Here is a 21449-nt window from a genome sequence, read left to right on the forward strand (position 1 = left end):
CTAGGCGCGGTCCTGCACACCGGTCAGTTTGAAGTAGTGGGTGGCCGTGCGCTGGATCAGCACATCAAGGAAGGCGAACATGGTGAGCGCCACCTTGCCCGACTTGCTTTCGCTGTACGGGTCCACGATCAGCTCCGGGCTGCCCCACGTGGGCACATAAGCGTTGTTGCTGCCCGCCCCGAAGTACACGGTGGACGAGCCCTTGTCGGTCGCATCCCGTGCCCCGCGCGCCGACACCTGCGAACTCCACAGGGTCGAGAACCCGGCGGACTTGAGCCGGTCCATCTCGGACACAGCAGTGCCCGAAATGAGCGTGTCCAGCAGCGTCTGGGCAACGATCGGTGCTCCGGCAATACGCACCTGCGACGGGTCGGACAGCTTGGCCGTCTCCTGAATTTCCGTGGCGCGCAGCAGGAAGTCCGAGAAGCTGGCCACGTCCGTGAGCGCCGCCGTGCGCCCGCCGGTCAGCACGGTCTCGAACCCGGCGGGCTGTTCATCGGCCCCCGTGCCTCGAAAAATCGCAAGGTCGATACCCTCGCGCAGCACCTCGGACAGGTCACGCCGCAGGATTTGCTGCAGGGCACTGTTCTGCCGGATCGCCTGCCGGGTCAGCAGGTAGCGGGCCGTTGCGGTCTTGATCGCCGGGGACGTGGCCGTGGTGGTGATGGTGCCAGCATCCGCGCCAGCACCTTCCGCTACCCACGACAGACCGGTGCCGCTGGTGATCTCGGGGAAGCTGGGCGCACCGGACACCTGCAGCACGTTCACGCCAAAGCGGCCCGCCGCAGAGCTTTCAAAGAACCGCTCCAGAGCGTTCATTGTCGGACGGCTGGCCAGCTCGCCGGACGTGCCCGCGCGCGCGTCGGTCACTGCGTCGGCACGTTGTTCCAGAGCCTCCCATGGGAACCTGACGCCCTTCTGCCCCACGCCGTGGCGCCGCTCCAATTCTTCGTTCACCTCCGCCTCGCGCCCCGACAGCGGTTTCCCGTCCACCAACGTTCCGACAACGGCGGTCAGGTCGAAGGACCGGCATTCGCGCTCGAACTCGCGGCCCGCGTTGTCCGGTTCCTTGATCTGAGCGCGTTCCGCGTCCTCCAGAATGACCGCTGCCCGGTACTCGGTTTCAGCGTTCTGGTAAGCATCGGTCAGGCTGCGCAGTTCGGTGCGCCCATCATCGGAGATTTCATCGGCTTTCTGAATTTCGGCCATACGCTCGCGCCGCTTCGACTGCGCAAGCTGGATTTCCTGAGATTTCAGCATGTGTGCTCCTTTGAATTTTCAGGAATGCCCGCCGCGTTGAGGAAGTCATCGCGACCTTTGACGCGGCTCCGCTTGGGCTTGCGGTCGCGTTTCTCATGCCCTGCCCACCGCTCCCGGTTGGTCTTCGCGCTGTGACAGGACGTGCAAAGATATTGGAGATTGCTGGGATCATAGACGCCAATGCCCGCGTTTTCGCAGTGGGCGCGCGGCACCACGTGGTCCGCCTGTCCGGTAAGGCCCAGGAACGTGAAGCAGTGTTCACAGCGCAGCCCGGCGCGGTGAGCAACGAAGGCACGCACAGCGGCCCAACGGTCCGTTTTCAGAGGGCGGGTATCGGTACGGGCCATTACAGCACCTCCACTTCGTAGGTGGGCTGCACAGCATCACGCGCCCGCAGCATTGCGGAGCACGCCAGAACAAGGGACTGCGCCACGTCGATGCGCGCGTGCAGGTGGGACTTGGAAAGCTGGCAGGCGCCCGTGGTCGAAACCTTCACGTCCGCCTCTGCAAGGCTGCCTTCCAGCAATACGCTGCGCTGCATCTGGATCGCCCCTGCAAGGAACAGACGGCGGGTTGCCCGAATGTCTGCATCGCCGTCCTTCGGACCGGTGCCCCGGTAGAGCACTGGCCACGACAGCCGCGCCCGCGCCATGGCGGTTTCCCATTCGGCTTGCCGGTATCGGTCGCAGGACACGGAGCGCACGGGGTGCGGGCCGATGCGCGCAATCACCTCGGGCAGGAACTCGGCAAGGTCCGACACACTGCCGCTGGTTTCGATCAACTCGCCTGCCTTCGCACAGCGGTGCCAGAGGTCGCCCACTTGGTCGCGCTTGCCGCGATCCAGCAGGTTGATGTCCGCGCCGGGGAACGCCCCCAGCACCTTCACGACGCCGGACTGTTCGTAGGCGATGGTGGCCGCCGTCATGGACGCACTGCCGCCAAGGTCGATGCCCACGTGCACGGGCTCACCGGGGATGGTCTGGGGCGCGTCCCGGTAGGCCTTGACCAGCGAGTCGTAGTCCAGCAGCAGCTCGCGCTGGGGGCTAAGGCTTTCGTTCAAGTGCCACGCCCGGAACTCCCTCAGGTCCCCAGACTGCGCCGCCTTGGTGTGCGCATCGCGCATGAAGCTCAGAGACTTGATAGGGCCAAGGCCCGGGTTGGCCTTCTTCCATGTCTCGGGGTCGGCGGCGTCGTCTTCCTTGGTGGCGCTGTGCAGGCACACGTAGGTGCGCGGGTCCGGGCGCTCCAGCATCTCGTTGTATTGTGGGCTGTCTCCGCGCGTGCCGGTGAGGACTAGCTGTCCGTTCTTGGACGCAAGTGCATCGAAGAACCCGGTAATCAGTTCTTCTTGGTTGCGGGTGATAAGTCCGCCTTCGTCAATCACGGCTAGGTCGAGGTCAGCGCCATGACCCTGTGCCCGCGTGCCTGTGCTCAGCAGCAGGTTGGCGGTGCCGATGAAGATTTGGCCCGGCTTGGGGTCCGCCCGGCGCTTGGACTCCTTGGCCCGCCCGGCGGCCTCCATGAGCGCCTGCATGGCCTTGGCAATGAACAGGGCGTGCCGTTCGGATGGGGCGGACACCGCCCCCGTGAAGCGGGGAATGGCAATCGGACTGTCCGGGCACATGAGGCCCAGAAGCACGGCCGCCAGCAAATACGTTTTCCCGTTCTTCCGTCCGGTGCTGTAGATCAGGGTCCGCCAGCGCGGCCCGGCCCCATCCCGCGCCAATAGCTCCCGGACAAATTCTTGCTGAAAGGGGTAGAGCTCAAAGGGCTGACCCGCCGATACTCCAGCGGGCACGATAAATTCACGCCGCAGCCAATTCGCAAAACGCACCTCGGGCGTTGGCCGCTTTCGCCGCCGCGTCCCTTGCATAGAGTACACCGAAATTTGTGGTGTGCCGTCCATTCCCTACCTCTTGGCGAAGAGGCGCGAGAGAATGATCAGCCCGCCCCTGCTTCGTATCACTCCCCTCCCGAGCAAATCCGGGCAGGGTTCCCTAGAGGGTAGCAGGGCAAAACCTAATGAGGCAGAGGGGGTCGGTTTTTACTACATTTGGTCTATCAAGCTCCGTTTTTCATGAGTGCGGAGACTTGTGTCCCTACACTTTGAGCTGCATTCTTAGGTCAACAACGGGCTGGAGTGACCATGTCAGAAAAAGAACAGGGGAAGCGGTACTCGCATCTCTACTTGCTAAGGGGAGAGCCCGAGAAAGACAGCAAACGGGCCCGATTTCGACTATCCAAGTTGGCGGAACAATATTTTGCACCCGCTGGGTATAAGGGTAAAAGGAGATCGCCCGACTATCAAAAACGGGCAATCGAATCCATCGAGAGCGAAATCGGCATACAGTTTGCATCTAGATCACAATCTGGAAGATACCTCGAAAGGTGGGATTGGTTTTTTAAAAGGGTGGAAATAACCATACTGCTTGATGTGGTAACTATTCTCTCAGGAGAGTTTAAATATCGAGAAAGTGGCGCGAAGGAAAGATTCTTGGAACACATCCGGAGAATCTTCAAAGAGGAAAATCTTGCTTATGAAATCGACGCGGAAGGAGGGGTTCATCCGCTGATAGACAGCGCATTTACTTCTGGAAAGCAGTTGGCGATTTCCGGTCTTGCCTCACCGAGGTATATTGCTACGGCTCAATCCTTGGAAAAGATCGACGGCTCTCTCTTGGAGGATCCGGCTGACTACAAGGGCGCGATACGATCGGTGTTTGGTGCGTGCGAAAATCTCTTTAAGTTGATGTATGGCGTGCCTAGACTAGATTCTCAAAAGGCCGGTGAGTTAATTGGAAAGGATCAGCAGTCGCTGTACTCTGCTCACCCGACTTTGCAGGCAGCCAGCTCGAAAATGCTTGAGAGTTTCAAAGATTGGATCAACTCGGCGCACTTCTATCGACATGAAGAAGGCACCGAGGAACCAAACCAGCCAGCAGAGGAAGTAGCAATCCTGCTGATATCCCAAGGCCTCTCCTATGTTCGTTGGCTGGCAAAGCTTGACACGTTAAAAGAATAGCACCCTTCAAAATTCGACTACTCCCATTGCTCCTGCGTCTAGTTGGATTGCGCCGCATCCGAAACTAGCTTGGAGATGTCGGATAGGCGCCACCTCAGAAGGCCCGCCACTCGCATTGGCTTGGGAAGTGCACCACTTTTTACACGCCGCCATAGGGTGGTTTCGCTGCAAGACAGGATTTCTCCCAATTCGGCCCGCGTTATCAGCCGGTCATTCTCGCCCATTTTATGTCTCCTGATTTTCGAAGAGGCCTTGCGAGCATATATGACTGCACCCATCCTTGTAAACGGAACCGATTGGTGTACAAATTTGCGTACCCCGGTGCACTGATTTGAACAGGCGCTGCAATTACTTATCGGAAGCAAGCAGGAAGTTGGCCCACTGTTCCAAGTAGTCCCGGCGCTTGTGGAGCACGTCAGACCGAGCATAGGCTCGGGATACGGCAGTGCCGACCTTATGGCCCAGAGTCATCTCTGCCAGTTCGTCCGGGCAGTCTGTGGCATCCTGCAACCACGTCCGCAGACTGGTGCGGAACCCGTGCACAGTCATCGCTTCATAGCCCTTGGTGGTCTTGAGCACCTTGGACACAGCCGCGTCAGTTACGGGCCTGCCGGATTTCAGGCCGGGGAACAGGTAGGTGTCGGACAGGCTCCGCACCCCCACAATCACTGCCAGCGCCTCGGGGGACAGTGGCACTCGAAAATCTTCCCGCAGGCCCTTCATTCGGTCGCCCGGGATCACCCACACATCTCCTTCTATCTCGGACCATTGTGCAGCCCGGAAGGCCTCTTGCCGCATCCCCGTCAGGATCGCCAATCGTAGCGCCATTGCCGCCACGCCCTCCCGTTTGGACAGGCCCCGGTAGAAGGCGGGCACATCCTGCCACGGCATGGCCTCAAAATTCTTGACCTTCTTCAGCTTGGCCGGGTTAGCCAGCATGAACTCAAGATTACCTTTCCACCGGGCCGGGTTCTCGCCAGTGCGGTGCTTCTTGGCGGTGGCCCATGCCAGCACGTTTTGCACCCGACCCCGCACCCGGCTGGCCGTCTCTGTCTTGGTCTTCCAGATCGGTTTCAGGACCCGCACAACGTCATCCGGCTCAATCTCGTCCACCCGCATACGGCCCAGCCCCGTGGCGCTGTCCGGCTTCGTGGCGTAGTCCCGCAAGGTGTTCTCCCATTGCTGCCGGTGCTTCGCGTTTCGAAATTCGTGCAACTTCTCCTTAAGGTACAGGTCCACCGCATCGGCAAAGGTGGGCACGCCCTCCGCACCCGGTGCGGATTTCCTTGTGCGCGGGTGCTTGCCCTGCCGGGCCATGAAACGCAGGTTTTCGTTTTCGGCGCGCGCCTCGGCAAGCGTGACCTCATAGGCACTGCCCAATCCGATCTCCACGCGCTGGCCCTTAAACGTCAGCTTGCTCACCCAGTACTTGGGCGCGGTGCCCGCCCGTTCCTTGGGTGGTCGTCCCACTCGCAGGTATAGCCCGTGCCCATCAGACAGGACGCGCCAACGTTTGCCGGGCTCCTCCACCTTGGCGTTCTTCACCTCAAGCACTGTCAGAAAGCCCATAGCCGCGCCCATCCATACACAATTCGTACACAGATTATTATGGGCTTAGCCGCACCTGCCTGCAACCACGTGCAAGCCAGTGAACTGTGTACCGATTGGTTTAATTACGCTTTTCGGACATTCTAGAAAACCCGTGAACTCCGCTGAAAGGTGGGTTAGGCGGCCTGTCTCTCCGCCACTATTCCCTGACTATGGATCGCCCTCTCCTGCCTTGCGCAGGAAAGACGGCGTGTGGGGATTGTCGGCTTTGTCTGACATATCATGTGCGCGGGTCATCGGCGTGACATGCCCGCAGGTTCCTTTTTTCCGCGCCTCTAATAGATGTGGAGCCGCGCGGTGCCGGGACCTTCCGGTTCAGCGCCGACCCTTGCCGCATCATTCACATCCAGCGGCAAATGCTTGCGCGCTCGGGAACCGTCTCCATATCTCATCCATTACCGCATGGAAGCGGCACGGAGGCTTGGATGGGCTATGTAAAGACAGCGATGCTCATGGCGGCGATGACGGCGCTGTTCATGGGCGTGGGCTACCTGATCGGCGGCACGGGCGGCGCGATGATCGCGCTTCTGGTGGCGGCGGGGATGAACGTCTTCACCTGGTGGAACTCGGACCGCATGGTCCTGCGCATGCACAACGCGCAGCCGGTGGTGCGCGGCGACCGGATGGGGCTGCACGCCCTCACGGCCGAACTGGCGCGCAACGCCGGCCTGCCGGAGCCCAAGGTCTACCTGATCGACACACCGCAGCCCAATGCCTTTGCCACCGGGCGGAACCCGGAGAATGCCGCCGTGGCGGTGACCTCGGGCCTGATCCGCAGCCTCAGCCGCGAGGAGCTGGCCGGCGTGATCGCGCATGAGCTGGCGCATATCCGCAACCACGACACGGCGATCATGACCGTGACGGCGACCTTCGCCGGGGCGATTTCCATGCTGGCGAACTTCGCAATGTTCTTCGGCGGCTCGCGCGAGAGGCTGGGCCTGATCGGCACGCTTCTGATGATGTTCCTTGCCCCGCTGGCGGCGGCGCTGGTGCAGATGGCGATCAGCCGGACGCGGGAATACGCCGCCGACAAGGCCGGGGCGGAGATCTGCGGCCAGCCGCTCTGGCTGGCCTCGGCGCTGGAAAAGATCGCCGTGGGCGCGGCCCGCATCGACAACCACGCGGCAGAGCGCAACCCGGCCACGGCGCATATGTTCATCATCAACCCGCTGCATGCCCACAAGCACGACAACCTGTTCGCGACCCACCCCGCGACGGAGAACCGGATCGCCGCCCTGCGCGCGATGGCCGGTCAGGCAGGTTCGGGACGTGTGCGGGACACCGCGACCGTCTCTTCCAGCAGCGTGCCCAAAACCCGCGCGCGCCGTCAGTCCGGTCCCTGGTCGTAAGTGTCCGGCGGGGCGACTGCGACCTGCCGTCGGAAGAACGGCCCGGTGCACTCCCTGACGCCACCCCTTAGCGGCCGTCCCACTTTTTGAGCGGACAAGGCAGGTATCGCTCGCCCACGGCGTTGGATAAGGTGCCGGTCAAACAGAGAGGTACACATGGAGCTTATCGCAAAAGCAACCGCCCTTGTGGGCGGCACCGTCGCATACGTGCGGCGCATGGGATCGCCGGCACATCAGGCCTTCGGCGCAAAACCCGACATTCCCGAGGCCCGTGCGCAGGGCATCATGACGCTGAAGATGCCGGTTGCCGAAGGCTGGAAGAACGGTCGCCTGCCGACCTGCGCGCCCGGGCTCAAGGTCAACGCCTTTGCCAGCGGGCTCGACCATCCGCGCTGGATCGAGGTTCTGCCGAACGGCGACGTGCTGGTGGCGGAGTCGAAGGAACAGGCCGGGCCGCCGAAGACGCTGATGGATCACGCCGCGCAGGCGACGATGCGCCGGGTCAAGGCCATCGGCAAGAGCGCCAACCGCGTCACCCTGTGGCGCGACGCGGACGGCGACGGCGTGGCGGAGGTCCGCAAGGTCTTTGTCGAGAACCAGAACCAGCCCTTCGGCATGGCGCTCGTGGGCAACCGCTTCTACCTCGGCAACACGGACGGGATAAAGGTCTTCGACTACGCCGGCGGGGACGAGGCGCTGTCCGGCGACGGAGAGAAGCTGGTCGATTTCAAGCCGCACGGCCACTGGACGCGGAGCCTGATCGTCTCGCCCGACGGGACGAAGATCTATGCCGGGGTCGGGTCGCTGTCGAACATCGGCGACCAGGGCATGGCGGCCGAGGAAGGCCGCGCGGCAATCTGGGAACTGGACGTGGCCACGGGCGCGGCGCGCATCTTCGCCTCCGGCCTGCGCAACGCGGTCGGCATGGCGTGGGAGCCGGTGACCGGCAAGCTCTGGACTGTGGTGAACGAGCGCGACGGCCTGGGCGACGAGACGCCGCCGGATTACCTGACCTCCGTTCAGGACGGCGGGTTCTACGGCTGGCCCTATTGCTACTGGGGCAAGACGGTGGACGACCGCGTCGCGCAGGACCCGGAGATGGTCGCGCAGGCGATCACGCCGGACTATGCGCTTGGCGGGCACACGGCGTCGCTGGGGCTCTGCTGGATGCCCGAAGGCACCCTGCCCGGTTTCGGCGCGGGCATGGTGATCGGCCAGCACGGATCGTGGAACCGCTCGAAGCTGAGCGGCTACCGGCTGATCTTCATCCCCTTCGAGGGCGGCAAGCCGAGCGGCCCGGCGCGGGACATCCTGTCGGGTTTCCTGTCAGAGGACGAGAAGCTGGCATACGGCCGCCCAGTCGGCGTGACGCTGGGACCGGACGGCAAGTCGCTGCTGATGGCGGATGACGTGGGCGACGTGATCTGGCGGGTGACGGCGGCCTCCTGAGGGCCGTCGCTGGCGCCTGCATTCACCGAAACGCCCGACACAGATGCTGCGGCCCTCCCTCGGGTCAGGGCCGCAGCCTTCCCCCAGTCAAATCAGTCTTGCGGAAAGACGCTCCGTATAGCGGATGGTCTTGTCGCCCTTCACACCGGCACCTGCCGCGTGTGTTTTATCCGGCGCAGGGCGAAGATGGTGGATGTGCCCGCCACGCAGTCCAGTTCGAGCAGGCGCCGCATCAGGATGTCCTCGAAATCGGCGATGTCGCGCACGACCATGTGCAGCATGTAGTCCCACTCGCCAGTGACCGAGTAGACCTCCATGATCGCGGGCTCGTCGTCGACCGCCTGCTGGAAGGCCGCCCGCGCCTGCGCGTCCTGCGACTTCATCCGCACCTGGCAGTAGACATCCATGCCGCGCCCGACCTTTGCCGGATCGACCAGCCGCACCGGCGGGCCGATCACGCCGCGTTCCTCGAGGCTGCGGATGCGGCGCCAGACCGTCGCGGCAGAGCTGTTCGCCGCCTCGGCGAGCTCCGCCACGGAGAGCGAGGCGTCACGCTGGAGCATCGAAAGCAGTTTGGCCTCTACCGGCGATAGCAGATCGAGATCGTTCATCTGGGCGGTCCTTCTGAAAGGAATCGCTCACATTGGACCCTGCCCGGGACGTCGTTGAAAGCCCTTTTCACCCGAAATGCCGTATCATCAGGCCCAAGCGACACACGTCCGCACCGGGAGGAGACCGATGACAGACCAGACGCCGATCCTGAAGGATTACGCGCTGAGCGACCGCTACACACGCACCGAAGGCCGGGTGTTCATGACCGGGACGCAGGCCATCGTGCGCATTGCGCTGGACCAGGCGCGGCGCGACCGGGCGCGCGGGCTCGACACGCGGGGCTATATCTCCGGCTATCGCGGCTCGCCGGTGGGGGGCATCGACCTCGAGATCGGGCGCAACGCCGACATCGTGCGCGAGGCGGGCGTGACCTTCCTGCCCGCGGTGAACGAGGAATTCGGCGCGACGCAGATGATCGGCACCCAGCAGGTGGAGACCGATCCCGACAAGGAATGCCGCGCCGTCTTCGGCCTCTGGTACGGCAAGGGGCCGGGGGTGGACCGGGCGGGCGACGCGCTGAAGCACGGCAATGCCTACGGGTCCTCGCCGCATGGCGGTGTGCTGGTGGTGGCGGGCGACGACCACGGATGCGTGTCCTCGTCGATGTCGCACCAGTCCGACGTGGCCTTCATGAACTTCTTCATGCCGACGCTGAACCCCGCCAACGTGGCGGAGTTCCTGCCCTTCGCCGAATGGGGCTATGCGCTGTCGCGCTTCTCGGGGATGTGGGTCGGCTTCAAGGCGATCTCCGAAACCGTGGAATCCGGCATGTCGTTCGAGCTGGCGCCGGACCGGACATTTGTCACGCCCGACTTCACGCCGCCTGCCGACGGCCTGCACTACCGCTGGCCCGACCTGCCCGGCCCGCAGATCGAGGCGCGGCTGGAGCACAAGAAAAACGCCGTGATGGCCTTTGCCCGGGCCAATCCCATCGACCGCGCCGAATGGGGCCACCCTGCCCGCTTCGGCATCGTCACCACCGGCAAGGCACATCTGGACGTGCTGGAGGCGCTGCGCCTGCTGGGCATCGACCGGACGCGCGCGGCCGAGCTTGGCATCGACCTCTACAAGGTCGGCATGGTCTGGCCGCTGGAGCATGACGGCGCGCTGGAGTTCGCCCACGAGAAGGACGAGCTGCTGGTGGTCGAGGAGAAGCGCGGCATCATCGAAAGCCAGCTCAAGGAATATTTCTACGATTTCCCCGGACGCAAACCGCGCCGCATGGTGGGCAAACGCGACGAGACCGGCCAGCGCCTGATTCCCTGGACGCAGGAGCTTGGCCCGGTGATGCTGGCCCGGCACATCGCCGACCGGCTGGAACGCAACGGCATCGTCGATCTGCGGGATCGCGCGGCCCATGTGACCGACGCGCCGCAGCCGATCCAGGTCGCGGGCGCGACCCGCACGCCGTATTTCTGTTCGGGTTGTCCGCACAACACCTCCACCAAGGTGCCCGAGGGATCGCAGGCCTTTGCCGGGATCGGCTGTCACTTCATGGCCTCGTGGATGGGGCGCAACACCACCTCGCTGATCCAGATGGGCGGCGAAGGGGTGAACTGGGTGGCGCGGTCGAAGTTCAACGGCAACCGGCACGTGTTCCAGAACCTCGGCGAAGGGACCTATTACCACTCCGGGTCGCTGGCCATTCGCCAGGCGATTGCCGCGGGCACCAACATCACCTTCAAGATCCTGTTCAACGACGCCGTGGCGATGACCGGCGGGCAGCAGGTGGACGGGCCGATCTCGGTCGAGGCGATTGCCCGGTCGGTGCTGGCCGAAGGCGCGAAGAAGGTCGTCATGGTAAGCGACGCGCCCGACGGCCTGCCCCGGGTTCCCGGTGTCACCGCCTTCCACCGACGCGATCTGGACCGCGTCCAGCGCGATCTTCGCGAGATCCCCGGCACCACCGTCCTGATCTACCAGCAGACCTGCGCCACGGAGAAGCGCCGTCTGCGCAAGCGCGGCCTGATGGAGGATCCGAAGCGCTACGCCGTCATCAACCCGCTGGTCTGCGAGGGCTGCGGCGACTGTTCGGTGGAGAGTAACTGCCTGAGCGTGGAGCCGCTGGAGACGGAATTCGGCCGCAAGCGCAAGATCAACCTCAACACCTGCAACAAGGATTTCACCTGCCTGAACGGCTTCTGCCCCAGCTTCGTCACGGTGGAGGGCGCGACGCTGAAGCGTGGCAAGGGCGCGGGCGACGCGTCCTTCGACCGGCTGTCGCAAAGGCTGGCGGAGCCGGCCAGACCCGCGCTGGACCGGCCCTGGGACATCGTCGTCACCGGCGTGGGCGGGACGGGCGTGGTCACGGTCGGACAGGTGATCGCCATGGCCGCCAACCTCGAAGGCAAGGGCGCGTCGGTGCTGGACTTCATGGGGTTTGCGCAGAAATTCGGCCCGGTCATCAGTTACATCCGCATGGCAAAGGAGCCCGAGGCGGTGAACCAGGTGCGGGTGGAGCCCGCCTCCGCCGACGCGCTGATCGGTTGCGACATTGTGGTCAGCTCTTCCCCCAAGGCCTCGCAGACTTTCCACGCGGGCACCCGGGCGGTGGTGAACACCGCCGTCATGCCGACGGGCGACCTCGTCCGGAACCGCGACGCGGACCTGAACGCCGGGCAGCGTCTGGCGGCGATTGCCGGGGGTGTCGACGCGGCGCATCTGAAGACGCTCGATGCCAACGCCCTGTCAGAGGCGCTTCTGGGCGATACCGTCTTTGCCAACGTGATGATGCTGGGCGCGGCCTGGCAGGCGGGCCTCGTCCCCCTGTCGTACGATGCCCTGATGCGCGCCATCGAACTGAACGGCGTGAAGCCCGACCTCAACAAGCGCGCCTTCGCCTGGGGGCGGATCGTGGTGACCGACCGGGCAGAGGCGGAGGCCGCCGCCGGGCTGACCGCCGCGCCGGTGATGACGCTGGACGAGACGATCGACCGCCGCGCAGCCTTCCTGACGGAGTATCAGGACGGTGCATGGGCGGACCGCTATCGCACCACGATCGACCGGGTGCGTGCGGCGGAGGTGGCGGCGACCGGTGCGCCCGGCCCGCTGACGGAGGCCGCCGTGAAGGGGCTGTTCAAGCTCATGTCCTACAAGGACGAATACGAGGTCGCGCGGCTGCACAGCCAGACGGGGTTTGCCGAAGGGCTGAAGGATCGCTTCGACGGCGACTTCGTCGTGAAACACCACCTCGCGCCGCCGATGCTGCCGGGCAAGGACGCGCGGGGACGGCCGCTGAAACGCAGCTTCGGGCCGTGGATCGGCCCGGTGTTCCGCCAGCTGGCCCGCATGAAACGGCTGCGGGGTACGGCGCTCGATCCCTTCGGCTACACGCGCGAGCGGCGCAGGGAGCGCGCCCTGATCGGGGAGTACACTGCGCTTCTGGACAGGCTCACCACCGGGCTGACCCCCGACACCGTCGAAGACCGGGCGGGCATCGCCGCCAGGGTCATGGAGATCCGCGGCTTCGGGCCGGTCAAGGACGCGGCGGTGGACCGGGTGCGCGGCGATATCGCACGGGCGCTTGAAGAACGGGGCCTCTGAACGGCTTAATCGGTCAGGTGGCCTTCGACGATCGCGGCGCGCGACTCTCCCCCTGATCGACAAACTGGCAAACGCCCCAAGGTTGTAAAGAAGGGGCGGCGCGACCTGCCGCCCCTTTAGGCCGCCTTGTCAATTCGCTTCTCGACCGCTTGCGCCGGGCGGGTGGAGAAGCGGGAAACGAGGTCGTTCAGGCTGTCGGCGTCGCCCTGAAGCATCTGCGCGGCGGCGGTGGACTCTTCGACCATGGCGGCGTTCTGCTGGGTCACCCGGTCCAGATTGGCGATGCCGGTGTTGATCTCGTTCAGGCCCTGCGCCTGATCGCCCGCGCTTGAGGCGATGCCCTCCACCATGCGGGACACGTCTGCCACCTTGTCGAGAACGTCCTGCAGGGCATTGCCCGCCGCCTCCACCAGCCGCACGCCGTCGCGCACGCGTTCGCCCGAGCCCTGGATCAGGTCCTTGATCTGCTGCGCGGCCTCCGCGCTTCGCTGGGCCAGACCGCGCACCTCGGAGGCGACCACGGCAAAGCCCTTGCCCGAGTCCCCTGCCCGCGCCGCCTCCACCCCGGCGTTCAGCGCAAGGAGGTTGGTCTGGAAGGCGATGTCGTCGATGACGGTCGTGATCTCCGATATCCGGTCAGAGCTTTTCTCGATCTCGCCCATGGCATCGACGGCGGATTTCATCACCTCGCCGTTGCGTTCGGCGATCTCGCGGGTGCTGTGCACGGTGGTGTTGGCGTCCGCTGCATTCTTCGCGGCGGAGCGCACGCTGTTCAGCATCTCCTCCATCGCGGCGGCGCTTTGTTCGAGCGTCGCGGCCTGGGTTTCCGTCCGGCGCGACAGTTCGCCGGAGGCGGAAGCGATCTGGTCCGAGCTGCCGAGGATGCTTTTCGCGCCTTCCTTCACCTCTTCGACGACCTTGCGCAAATGGTCGACCGCGCGGTTGTAGTTGTCGCGCAGCGACCTGTATTCGTCTGGGAACTCCACCTCGATCCGGCGGTGCAGAACACCGCTGGCGAGGCTGTCCAGCGCCTGCCCCAGTTCCTCCACCACGCGGATCTGCGCGGCGAGCGTCTGTGCGCGGCGGTCCTCGGCCGCGCGTCCGGCGCGCAGAACCTCCAGCAAGGTGTCGAGGTTGCGGGCGATGCCGCCGATCTCGTCCCTGCGGGCGCTCATGCCGTGCTGCGTGTCGTAATTGCCCTGCGCCACATCGGACACCGCCGCGGCCAGCGACTTCAGCGGGCGGCCGAGGGTCCGGGACAACAGGTAAAGCGTCAGCGACATCATCAAGGCGAATGTCACGGCGGCCAGTACGAAGATCCAGCGGACCCGGTTCCAGACCTCCTGCATCTTCGCATCGTAGGAGACGGTGAAACCGAAGACGCCGATCACCGGACCGCCTTCCCCGGCGAGGACCGGCACCGCCCGCACGCGCCCGCCGTCCGCCGATACCGCCGTTCCGGAAGACATGACCTCCTGCGCGATCTCGCCCACCTGCCCCATGTCGTCCGCGTCGCCGAGCGCCAGCACCACGTCCCCTTCGGCCCCGATCACCACGGCGGCGCCACCGCTTGCGCCGACGCTGCTGAAGGCGTGGGCGACCGCTTCCTCGATCTTGTCGGTCACGTTGAAGCGCAGGGGCTTGGCAAGATCCTCCGCGGCCTTGTCGGCGGCGCGTTCCCCCTGGAGGTTCACGTCTGCGACGGCCATCCGCTCGAGCAACTGCATGGCACCGCCGGACAGCACGCCCGCGACGACGATCGTGGTCAGGGCCATGATCGCGGCGCAGCGGATGAAGATGGAGTGGCGGGCGCCGGCCCGCGGGCCGTCTGAAGTCGTTTGCTCGGACATCGGATTTCTTTCAGGTTTTTTCCCGATTTTTCCGCGCGGCGGGTTCGCCCCCCGCGCGGCAGTGCGACTGGTCGGCGCTTACATCAGCGCTTCGGCATCGATGCCCACCGTCATCGCGCCGATGGGGGCGCCGGTGGCCGGGTCGTTGAGGGTGATGGAGATCTGCACCTGGTAAGTCTGGCTCGATTCGTCGAACTCGATCTCCGAGACATGCACCGCGCGGGGACCGACGCTGTAGGTCTGCTGGTACTTGTCCTCGTCGCCCTGCCAGTAGTCGGAGGTCGCCTGCGAGGCGGCGACGTTCAGGCCGAGGGCATCCATGACGATCACCTCCGTCATCATCCCGCCGGACCCCTCGACCCGCGACCGCAGGAGGTCGGATGCGGGGTTCATCAGCACGCCGTCGACCAGTTCGGAGGCTCCCGTGCCGACCTCTGCCCGCCATTTCTGGTCCATTTCCTCGATGGTGGCGGCGTCGTAGCCCGCGGTCTGGGCATTCTGTTTCGCGACCGCCGAAAGGATGGCGGGGTCCTGCGCCCAGGGCGCGATGTGGGTGTCGAGGAAGGCCTTCACGTTGGCCTCGGGTTCGGCCGCGAAGGCCATGGTGGCCGAAAGGCCGAGCATGGCGGTGAAGAGTGCTGCGCGCATGGGGGGAGTCTCCGGTATCTGTGTCAGGTGGAGCGCACGCTACGCCCCAACACCTACCAGTCGGTAAAGGCGCCTCATTCAATGTCCGTCCAATTGTCGAAACCCGCACCGCGGGCGCTGACGAAAACGACCCCATGTCGCATTCGGCGCAGACGGCGCGGCGCGCCAGCCGCCAGCATCGCGGCATGACATCGCCCGATCAGGCAGACGGAGACCTATCGAGATGAATGCGCCTCTTACCCGGCGGGGCGGCGGTCGCCGTGCCCGTGTCGCTGCCAGAACCGCCGCCCTCGCCCACGATCTCAGGCCGGTGCGGGCCGGGCTCACCGGCGGGCGTTACAATCCCCTGAGCGACGCAGAGGTGCTGCGCATCCACCGCACCGCGCTGACGGCGCTGGAAGAGATCGGGCTGTCAGGCGCGCCGGAGAGCGGTGTGGAGGCGATGGTGGCAGCGGGTGCCCTGCAGGGCGAGGACGGCCGCCTGCGCTTCCCTGCGGCGCTGGTGGAGGACATGCTGGCCCGGGCCGCGCGGGATATTCCGCTGCACGGTCGCGAGGCGCATCACGACCTCGACCTGTCGGGCAGCCGCGTGCACTACGGCACCGCCGGCGCTGCCGTGCACATGGTCGATCCGGCGGGCCGCAATTACCGCGAAAGCACGGTGCAGGACCTGCACGATGCGGCGCGGATCGTCGACGTGCTCGACAACCTGCATTTCCTGCAGCGCCCCATGGTGGCGCGCGACATTCCCAATGCGCTGGAGATGGACCTCAACACGCTCTACGCCTGCTGCTCTGGCACGACGAAACACGTGGGCACCTCCTTTTCCGACCCCTCGCATGTGAGCACTGCGTTCGAGCTGCTGCACCTGATCGCGGGCGGAGAAGAGGCGTGGCGCGCCCGGCCCTTCGTCTCGAACTCCAACTGTTTCGTGGTGCCGCCGATGCGCTTTGCCACCGAAAGCTGCCAGACGATGGAGGCCTGCATCCGCGGCGGTATGCCCGTGCTCCTGCTCAGCGCGGGCATGGCCGGGGCGACCGCGCCCTCGACCATCGCCGGGGCCATCGTGCAGTCGGTGGCGGAATGCCTTGCCGGTGTGGTCTACGTCAACGCGCTGGCGCCGGGGCATCCGGCGATCTTCGGGACATGGCCCTTCGGGCTCGACCTCAGGACCGGGGCGATGAGCGTGGGTTCTGGCGAACAGGCCTTGCTGACCGCAGGCTGCGGGCAGATGGCCCGGTTCTACGGCCTGCCCGGCGGATCGGCGGGCGGCGCCTCGGATTCGAAGCTGCCGGACATGCAGGCCGGGTGGGAACAGATGTGTTCCAACGTGATGGCCGGGCTGGCGGGCGTGAACATGATCTACGAGGCCGCGGGCATGCACGCCTCCCTTCTGGGGTTCTGCCACGAGAGCCTGATCCTTGGCGACGACCTGATCGGTCAGGCGCTGCGCTGCGTGCGCGGGATCGAGGTGGACGATGACACGCTCGCGCTGGATCAGATGCGCGAGGTCTGCCTTGAAGGTCCGGGCCACTATCTCGGCACCGACCAGACGCTGGGCCGGATGCAGAAGGACCACGTCTACCCGACGCTCGGCAACCGCATGTCGCCGAAGGAATGGGAGGAGCGCGAGAAGCCCTGCCTGCAGGAGGCCGCGACGCGCCGGAAGGAGATGATCCTGTCCGTGCCCTCTGCCGCCCGGTTCCACGCCGATCTGGACCGCGCCATCCGGGCCCGCTTCCCGATCCACCTGCCCGCGTATTGACCCCGCCACCCCGGCACGTAGACCGGGGCACAGCCAAGCGGGAGTCGCCTCATGCCCTATCTCATCCTCATCCTCGCGGTGGTGGCCGAAACCATCGGTACCACCGCGCTGCAGGCCAGCCAGCAGTTCACCCGGCCCCTGCCCTCTGTCGTGGTGGCGGTGTCCTACGCTGCGGCGTTCTACCTGCTGAGCATGGTGCTGAAGGTCATGCCGGTGGGTGTCACCTACGCGATCTGGTCGGGACTGGGCATCGTGCTGATCGCCGTCATCGGTCGGGTGGTCTTCGGCCAGAAGCTCGACCTTGCGGCGGTGCTGGGCATGGGCATGATCCTGGCCGGGATCGTGGTGATCCACCTGTTTTCCCGCGCGACACCGCACTGAACGGCAAGGCCGAGCTGCGCAAACGAAAACGCCCCGGACCATGTGGTCCGGGGCGCAACATCGACAGATCAGGCTGCGATCAGAAGCGGAAGTTGCCGCGCAGCGAGATCGAGTCCTGCTGCAGGTCGGTTTCCGTGGAGCCGAGGTTCTCGAAGTCCTCGTTCAGGTATTCCGCACCGACGCTGAAGCGATCGGTCACCTTGTATTCCATGCCGAGACCGTAAACCGGGGAGGTCGCCTCGCCGATGCTGGTGTTCACCTTGGAGACACCGGCGGTGCCGTAAACCAGCGCCGGGCCGAGGTCGTAGCCCATGCGTGCCTTGGCGCGGGACACGTTGTCCACGTCGAAGCCGTTGACGCTCAGGTCGTCGTTGCCCTGGAACTCGGCTTCACCACCCAGAACGATACCGTTACCGAACTGGTAGTCGTAGCCGCCGTGCAGGCCGTAGATCAGGCCGGTCTCTTCGGAACCGCCCGAGGACGCCTGTGCGCCGCCGAGGCTCAGACCGGCATAGCCACCCGTCCAGGTGCCGACCGGTGCAACCGGAACGACTTCAACCGGGGTGACCGGGGTCGGCTCGACCGGCGTCACGTCAAGGCTGCCTGCGGAAGCTGCGGTGCCAAGTGCTGCAATGGCGACGGTCATGGTCAGGATATGCTTTTTCATTTCCTTCGTCCTTTCTTTTGTTTTTCACGCCTCGTTCCGGGTCTCTGTCCGGTCTGCTCGGGCGCTCGACAGCCATGTGGCCATCCGTAGTACCCTTTCAACGGTTGAACCCCGCGTTTCCGTTCCCGATTTCGTGTGTAATTTCCAAGGACTGGCATTTTTTGGCCAATCGGTGCCGATGACGTGGATGCACCCGGCCATTCCCCGCCTGTTCCGCGCGCGAAAACGTGAGGAACGATCCGTCACATCATTGCAACAGGGGGGTTTGCGACCGATTGGCACTGGTGTTTTGGCCCGACTGCCGCTACGCGGGCGGCAATCCGGACAAGAGGAAACAGACATGCAATTGCGCAACGTCGCGATCATCGCGCACGTCGACCACGGCAAGACGACCCTCGTCGACGAACTGCTGAAGCAATCCGGCGCTTTCCGCGCCAACCAGGCCGTGGCCGAACGGGCCATGGATTCGAACGACCTCGAACGCGAGCGAGGGATCACCATCCTTGCCAAGGCGACTTCGGTCGAGTGGAAGGGCACGCGGATCAACATCGTGGACACCCCCGGCCACGCCGACTTCGGCGCCGAGGTGGAACGCATCCTGTCGATGGTCGACGGCGTGGTGCTGCTGGTGGACGCCGCCGAAGGCCCCATGCCGCAGACCAAGTTCGTGACGTCCAAGGCGCTGGCGCTTGGCCTGCGCCCGATCGTGGTGCTGAACAAGGTCGACAAGCCCGACGCGGAGCCGGACCGCGCGCTGGACGAAGTCTTCGACCTGTTCTCGGCCCTCGACGCCGACGAGGACCAGCTCGACTTCCCGCATCTCTATGCCTCCGGCCGCAATGGCTGGTGCGACACGGAGCTGGACGGCCCGCGCAAGAACCTCGACGCGCTGTTCCGCCTGATCGTCGACCACGTGCCCGAGCCGAAGCAGGTCAAGCACGTGGACGAAGACTTCCGCATGCTCGCCGTCACCCTGGGCGCCGACCCCTTTGTCGGCCGCCTGCTGACGGGCCGCATCGAATCCGGCCACGTGAAGGTGGGTCAGACGATCCAGTCGATCAGCCGTATCGGCCAGAAGATCGAGCAGTTCCGCGTCACCAAGATCCAGGCCTTCCGCGGCCTGCAGATGCAGGACATCGACGAGGCCTTTGCCGGCGACATCGTGTCCATCGCGGGCATGACCAAGACCACCGTGGCCGACACGCTCTGCGCGCTGGCGGTGGATGAGCCGCTCGAGGCCCAGCCCATCGACCCGCCGACCATCACCGTGACCTTCGGGATCAACGACAGCCCGCTGGCTGGCCGCGACGGCAAGAAGGTGCAGTCCCGCGTGATCCGCGACCGCCTTTATAAAGAGGCCGAGACCAACGTCGCCATCCGCCTCAAGGACACCCCCGGCGGCGAGGCCTTTGAAGTGTCGGGCCGTGGCGAACTGCAGATGGGCGTCCTGATCGAGAACATGCGTCGCGAAGGCTTCGAGCTGTCGATCTCGCGCCCGCAGGTGATCATGAAGGAAGTCGACGGCCAGATGATGGAACCCGTCGAAGAGGCGACCATCGACGTGGACGACGAGTACTCCGGCGCGGTGATCGAGAAGATCACCGGCGTCCGCAAGGGCGAGCTGGTCGAGATGCGTCCCGCCGGTGCGGGCAAGACCCGGATCATCGCGCATGTCCCGTCGCGCGGCCTGATCGGCTATCACGGCGAGTTCCTGACCGACACCCGCGGCACCGGCGTTCTGAACCGCGTGTTCCACGGCTGGACCCCGCACAAGGGTGCCATCCCGGGCCGCCGCCAGGGCGTGCTGATCTCCATGGAAAGCGGCGAGGCGGTGGCCTACGCGCTGTGGAACCTCGAGGATCGCGGCAAGATGATGATCGGCGCGCAGGCCCCGGTCTACACCGGCATGATCATCGGCGAGCATTCCCGGGACAACGACCTGGAAGTGAACCCGCTGAAAGGCAAGAAGCTGACCAACGTCCGGGCCTCCGGCACCGACGAGGCCGTGCGCCTGACCACCCCGATGTCGCTGTCGCTGGAAGAGGCCATCGCCTACATCAACGACGACGAACTGGTTGAGGTCACGCCGAACGCCGTGCGCCTGCGCAAGCGGTTCCTCGACCCGCATGAGCGCAAGCGCGCGTCGCGCTCTGCCTGACCGGGTTTCGCCCTCTCGCGAGGGCGACCCGCCGGGGGGTGCCCCCCCGGACCCCCGCAGGTATTTTTTCCAAGATGAAGGAAGGGGCCGGGTCGGACCGGCCTCTTTCGTTTGTGGTGCGAAGGTTTGGGGTCAGTCTGCGGCGGCGGGTTCGAGTTCTTCGCAGCCGCGGGTCTGAACGCATGTGCTGCTGGGCAGAGGTTCGGCGCGGCGCAGGACGCGCTTCGTGCAGTTCACTTCCCGGAGCAGCACGTAGGCCGGCGCGACGAGGGTCTTTTCCTCGATATAGATCGCCGGGTAGTGGGTCATGGTGATCTGACCCTTGTCGTTCTCGTCGTGCACGAGGCGTGCCTTGCGGACGAGACGCCGGGAATAATCGTATTTCGCCTCGACGCTGACTTTCTTGTAGCAGCGCGGAGCGGGCACCCCGTCTGTGTCCACCGCAGAAGCGGCGGAATTGGCAAGAGACGCCAATACCAATGTCCACGCCAAGACGCGTCCCATGTTGCCCCCTGTTTCAGCCCTGCGCCGGAGTCTTCAATATTTCCGGCGCATTGGCAAGTTTTCCACAGGCTGTGTCCAGAGAATTTCCGGGGCAGAAACACAAAGACCACGGCAAGCAAAAAGGGCGCGGGTTGGCAGCTCCCCACGCCCTTCGATTTATTTCACCTCAGGAGAGGATTATCTGCAGGCGGTTTTCACGGCCACGTAATGACCGGGCGCTGCCAGCGTCTTGTTCTCCTTGTAGACCGCCGGGTAGTGCATCTGCACCATCTGACCGTTGGCTGCGTGCTCCCACTCGGTGTGAGCTGCCATGATCAGGGTCTTGGAGGTGTTGTACTTGGCGGGGACCCAAACTTTGTCGTAGCACGCCACGACCTGACCTTCCCAAGCGAAGGCCGGAGCTGCGAGAGCTGCGAGAACAGCGGCGCCAGCAAGAACTTTTTTCATGATCTTTCTCCCAAGAAAAAATTGTAGGTGAGAGAACCTTAGCCAAAGAAATTCAGGTGGCGCGACAGGAATTCCGTACTTGCCGACGCAAAATCGCCCTAGACCCCCGGATTCCCCCGGAAATTCGGGAATCTGTGGCCAGAGTGCCATATTTTTGCAACGGTTCCGCGGTGTTGGCGGCCCCAA

17 protein-coding genes are annotated in these 21449 nt (G+C 64.8%); 7 read left to right on the forward strand and 10 right to left on the reverse strand.

Annotation, left to right across the window (positions count from 1 at the left end):
* From QNI11_RS10900 to QNI11_RS10910, 3 genes are read right to left on the reverse strand one after another with little or no spacing between them, the layout of a single operon-like run.
* Nucleotides 1-1260 (reverse strand): phage major capsid protein, encoded by a 1260-nt coding sequence (locus QNI11_RS10900; RefSeq protein WP_283983420.1) that lies wholly within the window; start codon nt 1258-1260, stop codon nt 1-3.
* The gene (locus QNI11_RS10905; protein WP_283983421.1) at nt 1254-1607 is read right to left on the reverse strand and encodes an HNH endonuclease; all 354 of its coding nucleotides are present in this window, start codon (nt 1605-1607) and stop codon (nt 1254-1256) included. Before QNI11_RS10905 ends, QNI11_RS10900 begins: the two co-directional genes overlap by 7 nt.
* Entirely contained in the window at nt 1607-3166 is a 1560-nt protein-coding gene (locus QNI11_RS10910) for a terminase TerL endonuclease subunit (RefSeq protein ID WP_283983422.1), read from the reverse strand. The genes QNI11_RS10905 and QNI11_RS10910 overlap by 1 nt, the downstream gene beginning before the upstream one ends.
* A gap of 240 nt (nt 3167-3406) precedes the next feature.
* On the opposite strand from QNI11_RS10910, the gene QNI11_RS10915 reads away from it, so the two are divergent.
* The gene (locus QNI11_RS10915) at nt 3407-4282 is read left to right on the forward strand and encodes a hypothetical protein (RefSeq protein WP_283983423.1); all 876 of its coding nucleotides are present in this window, start codon (nt 3407-3409) and stop codon (nt 4280-4282) included.
* Between the two features lie 348 nt (nt 4283-4630).
* On the opposite strand, the gene QNI11_RS10920 is transcribed toward QNI11_RS10915, so the two are convergent.
* Nucleotides 4631-5851: a site-specific integrase gene (locus QNI11_RS10920; protein ID WP_283983424.1), complete on the reverse strand. Its 1221-nt coding sequence runs from the start codon at nt 5849-5851 to the stop codon at nt 4631-4633.
* 464 nt (nt 5852-6315) lie between these two features.
* Between QNI11_RS10920 and htpX the strand changes: the two genes are divergently transcribed.
* Both htpX and QNI11_RS10930 read left to right on the forward strand, forming a co-directional pair.
* Nucleotides 6316-7239, forward strand: a complete 924-nt coding sequence (htpX, locus tag QNI11_RS10925) for a zinc metalloprotease HtpX (RefSeq protein ID WP_100930453.1) — start codon at nt 6316-6318, stop codon at nt 7237-7239.
* A gap of 156 nt (nt 7240-7395) precedes the next feature.
* A complete protein-coding gene (locus tag QNI11_RS10930) occupies nt 7396-8688 on the forward strand; it encodes a sorbosone dehydrogenase family protein (RefSeq protein ID WP_283983425.1) in 1293 nt (430 codons plus the stop codon).
* 140 nt (nt 8689-8828) lie between these two features.
* Here the strand turns inward: QNI11_RS10930 and QNI11_RS10935 are convergent, their stop codons facing one another.
* A complete protein-coding gene (locus QNI11_RS10935) occupies nt 8829-9299 on the reverse strand; it encodes an Lrp/AsnC family transcriptional regulator (protein ID WP_283983426.1) in 471 nt (156 codons plus the stop codon).
* Between the two features lie 127 nt (nt 9300-9426).
* On the opposite strand from QNI11_RS10935, the gene QNI11_RS10940 reads away from it, so the two are divergent.
* Entirely contained in the window at nt 9427-12843 is a 3417-nt protein-coding gene (locus tag QNI11_RS10940; protein WP_283983427.1) for an indolepyruvate ferredoxin oxidoreductase family protein, read from the forward strand.
* Between the two features lie 116 nt (nt 12844-12959).
* On the opposite strand, the gene QNI11_RS10945 is transcribed toward QNI11_RS10940, so the two are convergent.
* Together QNI11_RS10945 and QNI11_RS10950 are read right to left on the reverse strand one after the other, a co-directional pair.
* Nucleotides 12960-14693 (reverse strand): methyl-accepting chemotaxis protein, encoded by a 1734-nt coding sequence (locus tag QNI11_RS10945; protein WP_283983428.1) that lies wholly within the window; start codon nt 14691-14693, stop codon nt 12960-12962.
* 78 nt (nt 14694-14771) lie between these two features.
* The gene (locus QNI11_RS10950; protein WP_283983429.1) at nt 14772-15341 is read right to left on the reverse strand and encodes a hypothetical protein; all 570 of its coding nucleotides are present in this window, start codon (nt 15339-15341) and stop codon (nt 14772-14774) included.
* Nucleotides 15342-15564: 223 nt separating this feature from the next.
* Between QNI11_RS10950 and QNI11_RS10955 the strand changes: the two genes are divergently transcribed.
* Entirely contained in the window at nt 15565-17106 is a 1542-nt protein-coding gene (locus QNI11_RS10955) for a trimethylamine methyltransferase family protein (RefSeq protein ID WP_283983430.1), read from the forward strand.
* A gap of 51 nt (nt 17107-17157) precedes the next feature.
* Nucleotides 17158-17487, forward strand: coding sequence for a multidrug efflux SMR transporter (locus QNI11_RS10960; protein WP_100930446.1), 330 nt, complete (start codon nt 17158-17160; stop codon nt 17485-17487).
* Nucleotides 17488-17566: 79 nt separating this feature from the next.
* Here QNI11_RS10960 and QNI11_RS10965 read toward each other — a convergent pair whose 3' ends face one another.
* Nucleotides 17567-18154, reverse strand: a complete 588-nt coding sequence (locus QNI11_RS10965; RefSeq protein ID WP_100930445.1) for an outer membrane protein — start codon at nt 18152-18154, stop codon at nt 17567-17569.
* Nucleotides 18155-18494: 340 nt separating this feature from the next.
* On the opposite strand from QNI11_RS10965, the gene typA reads away from it, so the two are divergent.
* A complete protein-coding gene (typA, locus tag QNI11_RS10970; RefSeq protein ID WP_283983431.1) occupies nt 18495-20312 on the forward strand; it encodes a translational GTPase TypA in 1818 nt (605 codons plus the stop codon).
* A gap of 132 nt (nt 20313-20444) precedes the next feature.
* Here typA and QNI11_RS10975 read toward each other — a convergent pair whose 3' ends face one another.
* Nucleotides 20445-20816 carry a hypothetical protein gene (locus tag QNI11_RS10975; RefSeq protein WP_157815060.1) on the reverse strand — a complete coding sequence of 124 codons (372 nt, stop codon included), beginning with the start codon at nt 20814-20816 and terminating at the stop codon, nt 20445-20447.
* A gap of 177 nt (nt 20817-20993) precedes the next feature.
* The gene (locus QNI11_RS10980; RefSeq protein WP_100930442.1) at nt 20994-21263 is read right to left on the reverse strand and encodes a hypothetical protein; all 270 of its coding nucleotides are present in this window, start codon (nt 21261-21263) and stop codon (nt 20994-20996) included.
* Nucleotides 21264-21449 lie beyond the last annotated feature (186 nt).

The organism is Sagittula sp. MA-2 (assembly GCF_030126985.1).
GTDB lineage: Bacteria > Pseudomonadota > Alphaproteobacteria > Rhodobacterales > Rhodobacteraceae > Sagittula.